This is a genomic window from Klebsiella sp. 141153 (assembly GCF_032601995.1).
Classification (GTDB): Bacteria; Pseudomonadota; Gammaproteobacteria; order Enterobacterales; family Enterobacteriaceae; genus Klebsiella; species Klebsiella aerogenes.
In genome coordinates, this window is the sequence record NZ_JAQIRJ010000008.1 from 207,806 (window position 1) to 223,128 (window position 15,323).

Consider the following 15,323-nt stretch of genomic DNA (forward strand, 5'->3'; position numbering starts at 1 on the left):
TCTGATATTGAGATCTTTAAACCGACGCACAGAGGCGCTACCATAGCGCCTCTTTTTTTTCCGGGTAACGATATGCGTGTATTACTGGCGCCAATGGAAGGCGTGCTCGATTCGCTGGTGCGCGAGCTGCTGACCGAGGTTAATGATTACGATCTGTGCATCACCGAATTTCTGCGCGTGGTGGATCAACTGCTGCCGGTAAAATCGTTCTACAGACTGTGCCCGGAACTGCACCATCAAAGTCGCACTCCGTCCGGCACCCGCGTGCGCGTGCAATTGTTGGGGCAATACCCGCAATGGCTGGCGGAAAACGCCGCCCGCGCGGTGGAGCTTGGCTCTTGGGGCGTGGATTTAAACTGCGGTTGTCCATCGAAGCTGGTGAACGGCAGCGGCGGCGGCGCAACGTTACTGAAAGATCCCGAGCTTATCTATCGCGGGGCGAAAGCCATGCGCGAAGCGGTTCCCGATCACCTGCCGGTGACGGTGAAAGTTCGCCTCGGCTGGGACAGCGGCGAACGGCGCTTCGAAATCGCCGACGCGGTACAGCAGGCGGGCGCCAGCGAGCTGGTGGTGCATGGCCGCACCAAAGAGGATGGTTACAAAGCTGAACGCATCAACTGGCAGGCCATCGGCGAAATCCGCCAGCGCCTGACTATTCCGGTGGTTGCTAACGGCGAAATCTGGGACTGGCAAAGCGCGCAGGAGTGCATGGCCGCTACCGGCTGTGATTCGGTGATGATTGGCCGCGGCGCGCTCAACGTGCCGAATCTCAGCCGGGTAATCAAATACAATGAACCGCGTATGCCGTGGCCGCAGGTGGTTGAGTTACTCAAAAAATATACCCAGCTGGAAAAGCAGGGGGATACCGGTTTATATCACGTGGCGCGCATTAAGCAGTGGCTGGGCTATTTACGCAAAGAATACACGGAAGCGCTTGGCCTCTTTAATGAAATTCGCACCTTGCAAACCTCAGCAGAGATAGCGAAAGCGATTGCACGTTATTAGATAAGGCGGTGTTATTCCGTACGCACTTTATTAATTAGCCCTTATTCCTGCACGATACGACGCGAGCTGTATCACGTTTTTATTCCCTCGCGCTTGAGTCGTCACAAGAAGTTGATACAGTGCAATAGTTGGATTGCTACTGCTTCGGCAGGCGAAACCTGATTACCTGGCATTTGTCGGGGGTCAGGTTTTTTTGTTTCTGGGGTTCATATGCTAATCGCCAAAGTACTTAATAATAACGTGGTGGTAGTGGTCAACGAGCAGCAGCGCGAACAGGTGGTGATGGGGCGAGGGCTGGCCTTTCAAAAGCGCGTGGGCGACTCGTTGGACGAAAGTAAAATTGAAAAAGTCTTCGCCTTACAAAGCGATGAACTGGTTGGCCGCTTAGGCGAATTACTCAGTCAGATACCGTTAGAAGTGATGACCACCTGCGATCGTATCATCGAGCTGGCCCGCGGGCGGTTGGGAAAGTTACAGGAAAGTTTATACATCACCTTAACTGACCACTGCCACTTTGCCATTGAGCGGCAGAAAAACGGCGTCGCGATTCGCAACGTGCTGTTGTGGGAGATTAAACGGCTGTATCCGAAGGAGTTCGAACTGGGTCAGGAGGCGAGGGCCATCATCGCCCGCCGGCTGGACGTCGAGCTTGCCGAGGATGAAGCCGGGTTTATCGCTTTGCATCTGGTGACGGCGCAGCTCAACAGCGAAATGCCGGAAGTGATGCACGTAACGCGGGTGATGCAGGAGATCCTGCAACTGGTGAAGTACCAGCTGCAGCTTAACTACGATGAAGAGTCGCTCAGCTACCAGCGCTTTGTGACCCATCTGAAGTTTTTCGCCCAGCGCATGTTAACGCGAACGGTAGTGCAGGATGACGACGTCACGCTGCACAGCGCGGTGAAAGATAACTACGCCAAAGCGTGGAAGTGCGCGGAAACGGTGGCGAAGCACCTGCAAAAGAATTATCAACGGGCGCTGACCACCGAAGAGATTATGTTTCTTGCCATTCATATCGAGCGGGTAAGAAAAGAGGGGCGTTAATCCCCCAACAAAACTGGATTGTTACTGCATGATGCAGGCAAAACCTGAGCGCGACGCCAACCGGCGTGGTTCTCGGGTTTTTTTATTTTTACTACTCAGTCGCCGGTTGTCTGTGGGCAGCGGCAGTAAGGAAAAGAGCATGGAATATAAAGCACTCGCGCAGGATATTCTTCACCGCGTCGGCGGCAAAGAGAATATTGTGAGTCTGGTTCACTGCGCGACACGTCTGCGTTTCAAATTGAAAGATAACGCGAAGGCCGATGCCGAAGGGCTGAAGGCGAACCCTGGTGTGATCATGGTAGTCGAAAGCGGCGGCCAGTTTCAGGTGGTCATCGGTAACCATGTCCACGATGTCTGGCTGGCAGTGCGCCAGCAGGCGGGGTTAAGTGACGACAGCGAACCGGTGCCGCAGGAGAAAGCGGCGAAAAGCTCGGTATTAAGTCAGCTGATCGACATCATCTCCGGCATCTTTACCCCTTTTATTGGCGTGATGGCGGCGACGGGTCTGCTGAAAGGATTGCTGGCGCTGGCGCTAACCTGCGGATGGCTCACGCCGCAGCAGGGGACCTATAAAATCTGGTTTGCCGCCAGCGACGCGCTGTTCTTTTTCTTCCCGCTGTTTCTTGGCTACACCGCCGGCAAAAAGTTTGGCGGCAACCCGTTTATCTCAATGGTGATCGGCGGCGCGTTAACCCACCCGCTAATGATGCAGGCCTTTGAAGCCAGTCAGACGGGGGCGCCCGTGGAGCATTTTCTCGGTATACCGGTGACCTATATCAATTATAGCTCCTCGGTGATCCCGATTATTCTCGCCTCCTGGGTCTGCTGCTGGCTGGAACGGAAGAGTAACGCGGTGCTGCCGTCGGCGATGAAGAACTTTTTTACCCCGGCAATCTGTCTTGCGGTGGTAGTGCCGCTGACCTTTCTGGTGATAGGCCCGCTGGCGACCTGGCTGAGCCACATGATTGCCAATGGCTATCAGGTTATCTACGTTTTTGCCCCATGGCTGGCAGGCGCAGTGCTGGGCGCGCTATGGCAAGTATGCGTTATCTTTGGCCTGCACTGGGGGTTGATACCGTTGATGATCAATAACATGACCGTGTTGGGGCATGATTCTATGCTGCCGATCATTCTGCCGGCGGTGATAGCCCAGGTGGGCGCCGTGCTGGGGATACTGCTGGCCACGCGCGATTCGCGTCAGCGGATGCTGGCCGGTTCCGCGTTTTCCGCCGGGCTGTTTGGCATCACTGAGCCTGCCATTTATGGCCTGACGCTGCCGTTACGTCGCCCGTTTATCTTCGGATGTATCGCCGGCGCGATTGGCGGCGCGATTACCGCCTTCAGTAATAGCTACGCCTACTCCTTTGGGGTGCCGAACATTTTCTTTCCGGCGCAGATGATACCGCCCGGCGGCATTGATTTTAGCGTGTGGGGCGGTCTCATTGGCACCGGCGTGGCTTTCATTCTCGCCTGCGTATTGACCTTCTTCGCCGGCTTGCCGCGCAGCCAGGCAGAACAGGCGGTCGTCGTCGCGCCCGCGGCGGAAAACGATATTCTGGCGCCGATGTCCGGCAGCGTACTGGCCCTCGATCAGGTGCCGGATAGCACCTTCGCCAGCGGCCTGCTGGGCATAGGCGTAGCCATTATTCCGGCGGTGGGCAAGGTCATTGCCCCGTTTTCTGGCGAGGTCGCCTCACTGTTTCAGACTAAACACGCCATCGGCCTGCTGAGCGACAGCGGCATTGAACTATTGATCCACGTCGGCATTGATACCGTCAAACTCGACGGCGTACCGTTTACCGCCCATGTCAAAGAGGGGGACAAAGTTCAGGCCGGCGATCTGCTGCTGGAGTTCGATCGTCAGGCCATTCTGGACGCCGGTTACGACCTGGCGACCCCGATTATTATCAGCAACAGCGATGATTACCGCAGCGTTGAGATTGTGTCCGCGAGCGTCGTGGATGCCGGCCAGCCGCTGTTGTCCGTTAGCCATTAATCACAGGAGAGAGCGATGAAAACATTCCCGCAGGGCTTTTTATGGGGCGGCGCCACCGCGGCAAATCAGGTCGAAGGCGCATATCTGGAAGATGGCAAAGGTTTATCCACCTCCGACGTGCAGCCGCAGGGGGTATTCGGCGACGTCGTGGAGCGCGTCGCCGGCGACAGCGGTATTAAAGATGTGGCGATCGATTTTTACCATCGTTACCCGCAGGATATCGCGCTGTTTGCTGAGATGGGCTTCAACTGTCTGCGGGTCTCGATCGCCTGGACGCGTATCTTCCCGAACGGCGATGACGCCGAGCCGAACGAAGCCGGGCTGGCCTTCTACGACAAGCTGTTTGCCGAGATGGCCGCGCACAACATCACTCCGCTGGTGACGCTATCGCACTATGAGATGCCGTGGGCGCTGGTGAAAAACTATGGCGGCTGGGGCAGCCGCGAGGTGATTGGCTTTTTCGAGCGCTACGCCCGGACGGTATTCAGCCGCTATAAAAATCAGGTCAAGCTGTGGCTCACTTTTAACGAAATTAATATGTCGCTGCATGCGCCAATGACCGGCGTCGGCCTGCCGGCCGGTAGCAGTAAAGGCGAAGTCTATCAGGCTATCCACCACCAGCTGGTGGCCAGCGCGCTGGCGGTCAAAGCCTGTCATGAACTGGTACCGCAAGGGAAAATTGGCAATATGCTGCTCGGCGGGCTGATGTATCCGCTGAGCTGCAAGCCGGAAGATGTCTTTGAAACGCTGCAGCAAAACCGCAGCTGGCAGTTCTTCGGCGATGTGCAGTGCCGTGGCGCCTATCCGGGCTACATGCAGCGCTATTTCCGCGAAAACGATATAACGCTGACCATCACCGACGACGACCGGGAAGCGCTGCAAGAGACCGTCGATTTTATCTCCTTTAGCTACTATATGTCCGGCTGCGTCACCGCCGATGAAGCGCTGAACCAGCAGGCGCGCGGCAACATTCTCAGCATGGTGCCGAACCCGCATCTGGCAAGCTCGGAGTGGGGCTGGCAGATAGACCCGCTGGGGCTGCGTACGCTGTTGAACGTACTGTGGGACCGCTATCAGAAGCCGTTGTTTATCGTTGAAAATGGTCTGGGGGCGAAGGATAAAATCGAGGCCGACGGCAGCATCAACGATGACTATCGCATCAGCTATCTCAACGATCATCTGGTGCAAGCGCGCGAAGCCATTGATGACGGCGTTGAACTGATGGGCTTTACCAGCTGGGGGCCAATCGATCTGGTTAGCGCGTCGAAGGCCGAGATGTCCAAGCGCTACGGTTTTATCTATGTCGATCGTGACGATCGCGGACAGGGGACGCTCGAACGGCGTAAGAAGAAAAGCTTCGCCTGGTATCAGGCGGTGATTGCCAGCAACGGCGGTAGTCTGCAGGAATAAGCTGTTCGGCGGCCCGGTTTTTTCCGGGCCGCATGCCGTTTAAGCCGGTTTACCGGCGCGCAGTAAAAAGATCATCGGACGCTCTTTCTCTTCCTCGAGCGCCGGTTGGGCGGCGATTTGCTCGGCGCTCGGGCCCCACTCATCAAGCTGCTCCAGCATAAAACCGGCGGCGATAAGCGCGTTAATCCAGCTTGAGAGTTTGCGATGCTGTTTAATCACCCCCTCGGCAAACCAGTTGCTGATACGTTCGCCTTCCTGCTGATAGTGGCTCACCGGCCAGCGTTTTTGCCCCTGTTCATCTACCTGCCAACCCTGCTGCAGCGGCGCGGTATAGATGGGGTGTTCGGCGGAAAAGACCAGCGTACCGCCGGGAACCAGCGCCTGATAGAGCATGGCGAACAGCGGCGCGACGTCTGGCAGATAATGCAGCGCCAGCGAACTGTAGACCAGATCGCAGCTATTCGCGGGCAGCGTCAGGGTTTGCAGGTCGGCGCAGCGATATTCGATAGTCTCGCCGGTGGTCATCTCCCGCGCCCGCTCCAGCATCCGGCTGGAGAGATCGAAACCGATTATCTGTTTTGCTCCCTGTTGCTGCGCCCAGCGGCAAAACCAGCCGTATCCGCAGCCGAGATCGACCACCCGCAGGCCATCTAACGCCGGCAGCAGGCGCTGAATTGCCGGCCACTCCGGCGCGCCGTCAAGCCCCTTCACCGAGCGGTCAAGGGTGGCGTAACCGGCAAAGAAACCGGGATCGTCATAAATGTTCTGACTCATTGCAACTCCAATAATAACTTTGTTTATTTTTAGCTGACTCATTGTCAATGCACACGCTTTACTTAACGACCGTCATTCAATTAATTTATGATGACCAACCTTTATAAGTAACCCGACCCGAAGAATGAATCTTACACTGAGCAAAAGCGTGCTGGCGGCACTGCCACTGGCCATCGCGCTGGCTGGCTGCGCGCCATCGCATGACATTGGCGGCCCTTTAAAGCAGCAAACCCCGGCATCTCACGTTTCGATGGATCTGCCCGCCGCCGTAAAAAATGGCTGGCCGCATACCGACTGGTGGAAAGATTACCACGATGCCCAACTGGATAATCTGATTCAGCGCGCGTTAGCTAATGCTCCGGATATGCAAATTGCCGCGCAGCGCATCAAGCTGGCCGAAGCGCAGGCGCGAATGTCTCAGGCGAATCTCGGTCCGGAGATGGATTTCTCCGCCGATATCGAACGACAGAAAATGTCCGCGGAAGGCCTGATGGGGCCATTCGCCACCGACACCGACGGCAATACCGGACCCTGGTATACCAACGGTACCTTTGGCCTGACCGCCGGTTGGGATCTGGACCTGTGGGGGAAAAACCGCGCGCTGGTGAAAGCGCGCATCGGCGAAGTGAAAGCCCAGCTCGCCGAGGAGGCGCAGACCCGCGAGCTGCTGGCCAGCAGCGTGGCGCGCCTGTACTGGCAGTGGCAGACCGAAGCGGCGGTAAAAACGGTGCTGCAGCAGGTTAAAAGCGAACAGAATAATATTGTTAGCGTCGATACCGCGCTCTATCAGCGTGGCATCACCAACTCCGCCGAAGGGGCGGAGAACGACATTAACGTCAGCAAAACCGATCAGCAGCTGGCCGACGTGGCGGGTAATATGAAAGAGATTGAGGCGCGGATGATGGCGTTAACCAACAGCCAAAGCCAGTCGCTCAATCTGCGAGCGGCGCCGCTGCCCGCGGTCAGCGCGCAGATGCCGAGCGAACTGGGCTATGAACTGTTGGCCCGCCGTCCGGATCTGCAGGAAGCCCACTGGTATATCGAATCCTCGCTGAGCGAAATTGATGCGGCGAAAGCGGCGTTTTATCCGGATATCAACCTGATGGCGTTCCTGCAGCAGGATGCGCTGCATTTAAGCGATCTGTTCCGTCACTCGGCGCAGCAGATGGGCGTGACCGCCGGGCTGACGCTGCCTATCTTTGATAGCGGCAGGTTGAACGCTAATCTCGATATCGCCAGCGCGCAGAACGGCCTGTCGATCGCTAAATACAACAAAGCCGTAGTCGATGCGGTGAACCAGGTGGCGAAAACCGCAAGCCAGGTAGAGACGCTGATGGAGAAAAACCAGCAGCAGCAGCAGGTGGAGAAAGACGCGCAGCGGGTGGTCAATCTCGCCCAGGCGCGAATGAACGCCGGTATCTTACCCGGCTCCCGCGTGAGCATGGCGAAGCTACCTGCGCTACAGGAGCGAATTACCGCGCTGCGCCTGCACGGCCAGTGGCTGGACGCCAGCATTCAGCTGACTTCCGCACTGGGCGGCGGTTATCACCAGACGACGAAATAACGGCGTCAATAGCGGCGCGCGGCGCCGCTATTCATTATCATCCTCTGTATCTTGCGCTTTTCTTTTCGCTTCCCGGCGTTTCAGCCACAGATGAGCTCCGACTACCAGCGCCACCACCAGGATCAGCCAGACCCAGTGTTTGATGTGCTGATCGAGATGATGTAGCCACGGGCCTATCGCCTCGCCGCCAAGGTAGCCGAGGGTGGTAAAAATCAGCGCCCAAACGATGGCGCCGAAAATATTCAGCGGCAGAAAAATTTTCGGTGGCAAGCGGCTGGCGCCGATCAAGACCGGGCCGATAACCCGAAAGCCGTACATAAAGCGGGTGCCGATAACGAACAGATAGGGATGCCGCTGAATCAGGCGCTGCGCTTTTCGGATCCGCGCCTTCTGCCGCGAGAAGCGACGCAGTAGCTTGCCGCCGAACTGGCGCCCCAGAAAATAGAGTAGCTGATCGCCGATCATGCCGCCTAAGGCTACGGCAACGACCACCAAAGGAAACTTCAATAAACCCTGATGCGCCGCCACGCCGCCAAGGATGGTGATGGTTTCACCTTCTGCGATGCTGCCGATAACCAGCGCCGCGTAGCCGTATTGGGAAATCAGGTGATTGATATCCATATAAACATAAACTCCTACTATTACCAGTCCCTTAATCATACACCCTGATGATTAAAACGGTCTGAAGCGCATTTTTATCGCTGTACACAAAATAATCTACAGAGTGAATTATACTTGGATCAGTGCTGTACGAAGCCGTGACAAGGGGGACGCTATGAACCATGTCTGGGGACTCTTCTCTCATCCTAATCAAGAGATGAGCGTGATCAAGAGTGAAAATGAAACCATTTCGCACCATTATACCCACCATGTGCTGGTGATGGCGGCGGTTCCGGTTATCTGCGCCTTTATCGGTACGACGCAGCTCGGCTGGAACTTCGGCGACGGCACGGTGATTAAGCTTTCACTGATGACCGGGTTGGTATTAGCGGTACTGTTTTATGCCGTGATGCTGGCCGGGGTGGCGGTGATGGGGCGGGTGATCTGGTGGATGGCCAGGAGCTATCCGCAACAGCCGTCGCTGAAACGCTGTATGGTTTTTGCCGGCTACGTCGCGACGCCGCTGTTTTTAAGCGGGATCGTGGCGCTCTATCCGCTGGTATGGCTGTGCGCGTTAATAGGCACCATCGCGCTGTTTTACACCGGTTATCTGCTGTATCTGGGTATTCCGACCTTCCTGAGTATTAATAAGGAAGAGGGGCTCAGCTTCGCCAGCTCAACCCTGGCTATCGGGGTGCTGGTGCTGGAAGTGCTGCTGGCGATCACCGTCGTGCTGTGGGGCTACGGGTACCGACTCTTCTAATCAGATGCATTGCCGGCAGAAATGAATAATTATGTCGGCAATGCAGCATTTACTCACGATTCTTATTGGCCTCAGGGTGTTATGACGCGGTATGATGGCGTTTGCCAGCGGCGTAGCCCACTTTACGCCGCGGCGTACGTTCTATAACGTGCAAAAATACTTTTCAGAATGCCCATGATGCCGAATTTTCGAATTTCTTTGCTCAGCCTGACTTTGCTGCTGGCTGTGCCTTTTGCGCCCCAGGCGATAGCAAAAACCACTGCGGTAACCGCCGCTTCACAGCCGGATATCGCTTCCGGTAGCGCGATGATCGTCGATCTGGCGACCAAGAAAATCATTTACGCCAGCCAGCCCGATTTGGTGCGCCCGATGGCGTCTATTACCAAAGTGATGACCGCTATGGTAGTGCTGGATGCGCATTTACCGCTGGACGAGATGCTGACCGTTGATATCAGCCAGACGCCGGAGATGAAAGGTATCTATTCCCGCGTGCGTCTTAACAGCCAAATCAGCCGCCGCAATATGCTGCTGCTGGCGCTGATGTCCTCGGAAAACCGCGCCGCCGCCAGCCTGGCGCACCACTATCCTGGCGGTTATAACGCTTTTATCCGCGCGATGAACGCCAAAGCGCAGGCGCTGGGGATGACCCATACACGCTATGTTGAGCCGACCGGCCTGTCGGTGCATAACGTCTCCACGGCGCGCGATCTGACTAAGCTGCTGATCGCCAGCGAACAATATCCGCTGATCGGCCAGCTAAGCACCACCAAAGAAGATACCGCCACCTTTGCGCATCCGGCTTATACCTTGCCGTTCCGCAATACCAACCACCTGGTGTATCGCGATAACTGGAATATTCAGCTGACCAAAACCGGCTTTACTAACGCCGCCGGCCACTGCCTGATTATGCGTACGGTGATTAATCAACGCCCGGTGGCGCTGGTGGTAATGGACGCATTTGGCAAATACACCCATTTTGCCGACGCCAGCCGTTTACGGACCTGGATTGAAACCGGCAAGGTGATGCCGGTTCCGGCCTCCGCATTGAGCTATAAAAAGCAGCGCGAAGCGCAGATGGCGGAAGCGATGCTGAAAGGCGGCACGCAGACCGCGCAGAACGATTAATTTGTCCTTCCCCGGATTGCGCCGCAATCCGGGAATTCTAATATCACTCCGGTAACGTCCAGTCGCCGTCGCCAAGCTGGCGCTGCATAATGAGGGTATCGCGCCAGTCGCCCATCTTATAGCCGACGCTGCGCAACTGTCCGGCAACGGTAAAGCCAAATTTCTTATGAATGGCAATCGAGCCGGCGTTGTTGTGGCCGTCGCCGATAATCGCCAGCATTTGCCGCCACGGCCCCTGTTCACACTGCGCGATGAGGCGCGTCAGCAGCGCGCTGCCGATGCCGCGCCCGCCCATACCGGACTCGACGTAAATCGACTCTTCCAGCGTATAGCGATAGGCCGGGCGAGGGCGGTAAAAGGTGGCATAGCAGTAGCCGACAATGGTGCCGCGCCACAGCGCTACCAGCCACGGAAGCCCGTTATCGCGCACGGTTTTAATTCGCTTGCGCATTTCGTCGACGGTAGGCGGGATCTCTTCAAACGAGGCGCGGCCGTTAAGCACGTGCCAGACGTACAGCGCGGCAATCGCATGTGCGTCATCGGGCAGCGCTTCGCGGATCTCTAAGTCGGCGTCTTGTAACTTATCCTTGGCGGACATGGGGGCTCCTCAAGCTAATTGGCCGGAGAGTCTTTTTCTCCGGCATGCAGCGTAATACAGAAGCCCCGCGGCTGAACAGTCCTGGTTAACGATTATTGTGCTTCCGTCGGCTTCTGCGCCTCGCCCCAGTATTTTTGTTTGCTGGTTTTGCCGATACCCGGATTCATGCTGTTGGTGGGATCGTTCTGGCGATAGAAGCGCTTTAAACTCTCCGCCGCTTCATACAGATGGCCGACGTTGTGCTCCGCCGGATACTGCGCACCGCGCGCTTTCAACAGATCCAGCATTTTTTCCTTCAGTTCGTGCGCGTCGACCCCTTTCTTCACGATGTAATCCTGGTGGAAGACGTGACACATAAAGTGGCCATAGTAGAGCTTGTAGACCAGCTGGCTGTCGATTTCCGCCGGCAGATGTTCGAACCATTCGGTGTCATTGCGGCGCAGGGCGATGTCCAGCGCCAGAATATCTTCCACTTCGTCGGCATGTACCGCCTGATAGCGGATCGCCGCGCCGGCGGCGGCGAAGCGGTGCAGGAATGCCTTGCTGCCTTCTTCCGCGGTACAGACAAAGAAATCGCCTTCAGCCTGATGGAAATAGTCCGTAAGCCACTTCTGCGCTTCTTCGATGCCGTCGCCGGCCATCTTCAGCAGCAGATGATGTTCGTACTTATCGCGCCAGGTTTTCATACGCTCCGGCAGGTGCGCCGGGAAGGCATGACCGAGCTTCTGCATAAAGCGGTCGGTGAAGTGCGGCTTGAACAGGGAAACCTTTTCCAGCATCGCGTCGGTGCGCCCCTTCATGGTGAAGAAGAACGGCATTTTGTCGGTGCCGAGCTTATCGATCATCAGGAAGGTATCTTTGCCATATTTTTCGGCGATATCGTAAATATCGCGGTGCATATATTCGCCGGCCACCGGCAGATTATTGAATTCAGCGAGGATGTGGCGGCGGATCTCGGTGAGCACTTCCGGCTGGTTAGTGCCGATATAGAACACCTGCTGGCGTTTTTCCGCTGGAAAAGTATCGAGACGGACGGCGAAGACCGCCAGCTTGCCGGCGCAGCCGGAGGATTCGAACAGGCGGTCCGGGTCGGCGTTATAGCGAGCCGGAGTATCGGCGTTGACATCGCGCACGCGGGTGACGTAATCGTGATCGTGGGCGTGGCGGCCATCGTGTTGCACGTCGGCATCGGTGATACGATCGTCGTCGAGGCGGCTCAGGATTTGTTCCGGCGTCGCGCCTAAATCGATTCCCAGATGGTTGACTAATTTCAGTTTGCCGTCGGCGTCAATCTGCGCAAACAGCGACATTTCGGTATAGGCCGGTCCGCGCTGCACCAGCGATCCGCCGGAGTTGTTACAGATACCGCCGATAACCGATGCGCCGATGCAAGAAGAGCCGATCACCGAGTGCGGTTCGCGGCCCAGCGGCTTGAGCGCTTTTTCCAGTGAATAGAGGGTGGTACCAGGGTAGGCCAGCACCTGCTCGCCCTTATCCAGCAGGTGCAGCTTGTCCAGACGCAGCGTGCTGATAATGACGATTTCGCGATCGTAATCATTGCCGCTCGGGGTGGAGCCTTCGGTCAAGCCGGTATTCGCCGCCTGCATCAGGATAATTTTGTCAGCTTGTACGCAGGCGCTGAGCACCCGCCATAGTTCAAGCAGGGTACCGGGGAACACCACCGCCAGCGCATCGCCGTGGCCTGAGCGGAAACCTTTTCGGTAACGCTGGGTTTTCGCCGGATCGGTTAACAGATGCGAGGAGCCAACCAGCCGCGCCAGTTCCGCCAAAAAGGGAGGGTTATTTATTGTTGTTGCAGATGACATGATTCACTCCTTGTGGGCACAGGAAAGCTATATCGCTGTTAGCATACCGCTTTGTATGACAATTTGGTGTATGAATGTTTCTATAAATCAGATAAGAACCTTAGCATTCTACGGGCGCGTTGTTTATATATATGGCAAACTGCGGTTTTTGCTGCGTTTTCGCTGGGTTATTAGCACCGAATCAAAGAGGGATACATAATAATGAAATGGTTGTGTACTGTTGGCGTCGCCGTGAGCCTGGCGCTGCAACCCGCGCTGGCCGATGAACTGTTTGGTAACCATCCGCTGACGCCTGAGGCGCGAGATGCGTTTGTTAGCGAACTGCTGAAAAAAATGACGGTCGATGAAAAAATCGGTCAGCTGCGCTTAATCAGCGTTGGCCCGGATAACCCGAAAGAAGCGATCCGGGAAATGATCAAAAACGGTCAGGTTGGGGCGATTTTTAATACCGTGACCCGGCCTGATATCCGCGTGATGCAGGATCAGGTGATGCAGCTAAGCCGCCTGAAGATCCCGCTGTTTTTCGCCTACGATGTGCTGCACGGCCAGCGTACCGTCTTCCCGATAAGCCTCGGCCTGGCCTCCTCTTTTAATCTCGACGCGGTGAATACCGTCGGGCGTATCTCGGCCTACGAAGCGGCTGACGATGGTCTTAATATGACCTGGGCGCCGATGGTCGACGTTTCTCGCGACCCGCGCTGGGGCCGCGCCTCTGAAGGGTTTGGCGAAGACACTTACCTGACCACCGTGATGGGTAAAGCGATGGTGGAATCGATGCAGGGCAAGAGCCCGGCAGACCGCTATTCGGTGATGACCAGCGTTAAACACTTCGCCGCCTACGGCGCGGTTGAAGGCGGTAAAGAGTACAACACCGTCGATATGAGCCCGCAGCGCCTGTTCAACGACTACATGCCACCGTATAAAGCCGGTCTCGATGCCGGCAGCGGCGCGGTGATGGTGGCGCTAAACTCGCTCAACGGTACCCCGGCCACTTCCGATTCCTGGCTGCTGAAAGACGTCCTGCGCGACCAGTGGGGCTTCAAAGGCATCACCGTTTCCGACCATGGCGCCATCAAAGAGCTGATTAAACACGGCGTCGCCTCCGACCCGGAAGACGCGGTGCGCGTCGCGCTGAAGTCCGGTATCAACATGAGCATGAGCGATGAGTACTACAGCAAATATCTGCCGGGGCTGGTGAAATCCGGCAAGGTGACGATGGCTGAACTGGATGACGCTACCCGCCACGTGCTCAACGTCAAGTATGACATGGGGCTGTTCAACGATCCGTACAGCCATCTGGGGCCGAAAGCGTCCGACCCGCAGGACACCAACGCCGAAAGCCGTCTGCATCGTAAAGAGGCGCGCGAAGTGGCGCGAGAAAGCCTGGTGCTGCTGAAAAATCGTCTCGATACGCTGCCGCTGAAAAAATCAGGCACCATCGCGGTGGTGGGCGCGCTGGCGGATAGCAAGCGCGACATGATGGGCAGCTGGTCGGCGGCGGGCGTGGCCGACCAGTCGGTCACCGTGCTGACCGGCATCAAAGAGGCGCTGGGCGATAAAGGCAAAGTGATTTATGCCAAAGGCGCTAACGTTACTGACGATAAAGGCATTGTCGATTTCCTTAACCTGTATGAGAAAGCGGTGCAGGTCGACCCGCGCTCGCCGCAGGAGATGATCGATGAGGCCGTGGCGGCGGCGAAACAGTCCGACGTGGTCGTTGCGGTGGTGGGCGAAGCGCAGGGTATGGCGCATGAGGCTTCCAGCCGTACCGATATCACCCTGCCGCAAAGTCAGCGCGATCTGATTAGCGCGCTGAAAGCGACCGGTAAACCGCTGGTGCTGGTGCTGATGAACGGGCGTCCGCTGGCGCTGGTGAAAGAGGATCAGCAGGCGGATGCGCTGCTGGAGACCTGGTTTGCCGGTACTGAAGGCGGCCATGCGATCGCCGATGTGTTGTTTGGCGATTACAACCCGTCCGGTAAGCTGCCGATGTCCTTCCCCCGTTCGGTGGGGCAGATCCCGACCTACTACAGCCATCTGAATACCGGCCGTCCGTATAATCCGGAAAAACCGAATAAATACACTTCGCGTTATTTCGATCAAGCGAACGGCCCGCTGTATCCATTTGGCTATGGCCTGAGCTACACCACCTTTAGCGTTTCCGATGTCAAAATGTCGGCGCCGACGATGCCGCGAGACGGCAGCGTGACCGCCAGCGTGCAGGTGACCAACACCGGCAAACGTGAAGGGGCGACGGTGATCCAGCTTTATCTGCAGGACGTGACCGCGTCGATGAGCCGGCCGGTGAAAATGCTACGCGGCTTTAAGAAGGTGAATCTCAAGCCGGGCGAGACACAAACTGTCAGCTTCCCGATTGATGTTGAAGCGCTGAAGTTCTGGAACCAGCAGATGAAATACGTTGCCGAACCGGGCAAATTTAACGTCTTTATCGGCGTCGATTCCGCCCGCGTTAAGCAGAGCGAATTTGAGCTGCTGTAGTCGCGAGCCCAGTAAAAAGGGATAAACCGGGTGTTACACCTGAAAGGCCGATTAATCGGCCTTTTCTTTTTCGTTAAATGGCCAAATGGACTACGCTTTTCTCTTAAGCTTCTGTAAGC

Annotated in this window: 12 protein-coding genes; 8 read left to right on the plus strand and 4 right to left on the minus strand. The window is 56.6% G+C overall.

The genetic code is table 11. The features are described 5' to 3' along the window. The first annotated feature begins 72 nt into the window (after window positions 1–72). The 4 genes from dusC to PGS10_RS16995 all read left to right on the plus strand — a co-directional run bounded on the left by dusC (window position 73) and on the right by PGS10_RS16995 (window position 5,455). Window positions 73–1,005: a tRNA dihydrouridine(16) synthase DusC gene (gene dusC / locus PGS10_RS16980; RefSeq protein WP_045391272.1), complete on the plus strand. Its 933-nt coding sequence runs from the start codon at window positions 73–75 to the stop codon at window positions 1,003–1,005. A gap of 210 nt (window positions 1,006–1,215) precedes the next feature. Next, window positions 1,216–2,049: a transcriptional antiterminator BglG gene (gene bglG / locus PGS10_RS16985; protein WP_316423282.1), complete on the plus strand. Its 834-nt coding sequence runs from the start codon at window positions 1,216–1,218 to the stop codon at window positions 2,047–2,049. Between the two features lie 28 nt (window positions 2,050–2,077). After that, window positions 2,078–4,045, plus strand: coding sequence for a PTS beta-glucoside transporter subunit IIABC (gene bglF, locus PGS10_RS16990; RefSeq protein ID WP_196796501.1), 1,968 nt, complete (start codon window positions 2,078–2,080; stop codon window positions 4,043–4,045). Between the two features lie 15 nt (window positions 4,046–4,060). Then, window positions 4,061–5,455, plus strand: a complete 1,395-nt coding sequence (locus tag PGS10_RS16995) for a glycoside hydrolase family 1 protein (protein WP_316423283.1) — start codon at window positions 4,061–4,063, stop codon at window positions 5,453–5,455. A 39-nt stretch (window positions 5,456–5,494) separates the two neighbouring features. On the opposite strand, the gene PGS10_RS17000 is transcribed toward PGS10_RS16995, so the two are convergent. Beyond that, a complete protein-coding gene (locus PGS10_RS17000) occupies window positions 5,495–6,229 on the minus strand; it encodes a class I SAM-dependent methyltransferase (protein ID WP_316423284.1) in 735 nt (244 codons plus the stop codon). Between the two features lie 124 nt (window positions 6,230–6,353). Here PGS10_RS17000 and mdtQ point away from each other — a divergent pair, with 124 nt between their 5' ends. Continuing rightward, window positions 6,354–7,793 carry a multidrug resistance outer membrane protein MdtQ gene (gene mdtQ, locus PGS10_RS17005; protein ID WP_316423285.1) on the plus strand — a complete coding sequence of 480 codons (1,440 nt, stop codon included), beginning with the start codon at window positions 6,354–6,356 and terminating at the stop codon, window positions 7,791–7,793. A 27-nt stretch (window positions 7,794–7,820) separates the two neighbouring features. Here mdtQ and PGS10_RS17010 read toward each other — a convergent pair whose 3' ends face one another. Further along, the gene (locus PGS10_RS17010; protein WP_045391255.1) at window positions 7,821–8,414 is read right to left on the minus strand and encodes a DedA family protein; all 594 of its coding nucleotides are present in this window, start codon (window positions 8,412–8,414) and stop codon (window positions 7,821–7,823) included. Between the two features lie 154 nt (window positions 8,415–8,568). Between PGS10_RS17010 and PGS10_RS17015 the strand changes: the two genes are divergently transcribed. Together PGS10_RS17015 and pbpG are read left to right on the plus strand one after the other, a co-directional pair. Further along, window positions 8,569–9,156, plus strand: coding sequence for a Yip1 family protein (locus PGS10_RS17015; RefSeq protein ID WP_045391252.1), 588 nt, complete (start codon window positions 8,569–8,571; stop codon window positions 9,154–9,156). 174 nt (window positions 9,157–9,330) lie between these two features. Then, window positions 9,331–10,281, plus strand: coding sequence for a D-alanyl-D-alanine endopeptidase (gene pbpG, locus PGS10_RS17020; protein WP_161798740.1), 951 nt, complete (start codon window positions 9,331–9,333; stop codon window positions 10,279–10,281). Window positions 10,282–10,324: 43 nt separating this feature from the next. Here the strand turns inward: pbpG and PGS10_RS17025 are convergent, their stop codons facing one another. Both PGS10_RS17025 and dld read right to left on the minus strand, forming a co-directional pair. Continuing rightward, window positions 10,325–10,879, minus strand: a complete 555-nt coding sequence (locus tag PGS10_RS17025; RefSeq protein ID WP_015365736.1) for a GNAT family N-acetyltransferase — start codon at window positions 10,877–10,879, stop codon at window positions 10,325–10,327. Between the two features lie 92 nt (window positions 10,880–10,971). Continuing rightward, window positions 10,972–12,705, minus strand: a complete 1,734-nt coding sequence (gene dld / locus PGS10_RS17030) for a D-lactate dehydrogenase (protein WP_316423287.1) — start codon at window positions 12,703–12,705, stop codon at window positions 10,972–10,974. A gap of 201 nt (window positions 12,706–12,906) precedes the next feature. Between dld and bglX the strand changes: the two genes are divergently transcribed. Beyond that, window positions 12,907–15,204, plus strand: a complete 2,298-nt coding sequence (gene bglX, locus PGS10_RS17035) for a beta-glucosidase BglX (RefSeq protein WP_074165378.1) — start codon at window positions 12,907–12,909, stop codon at window positions 15,202–15,204. Window positions 15,205–15,323 lie beyond the last annotated feature (119 nt).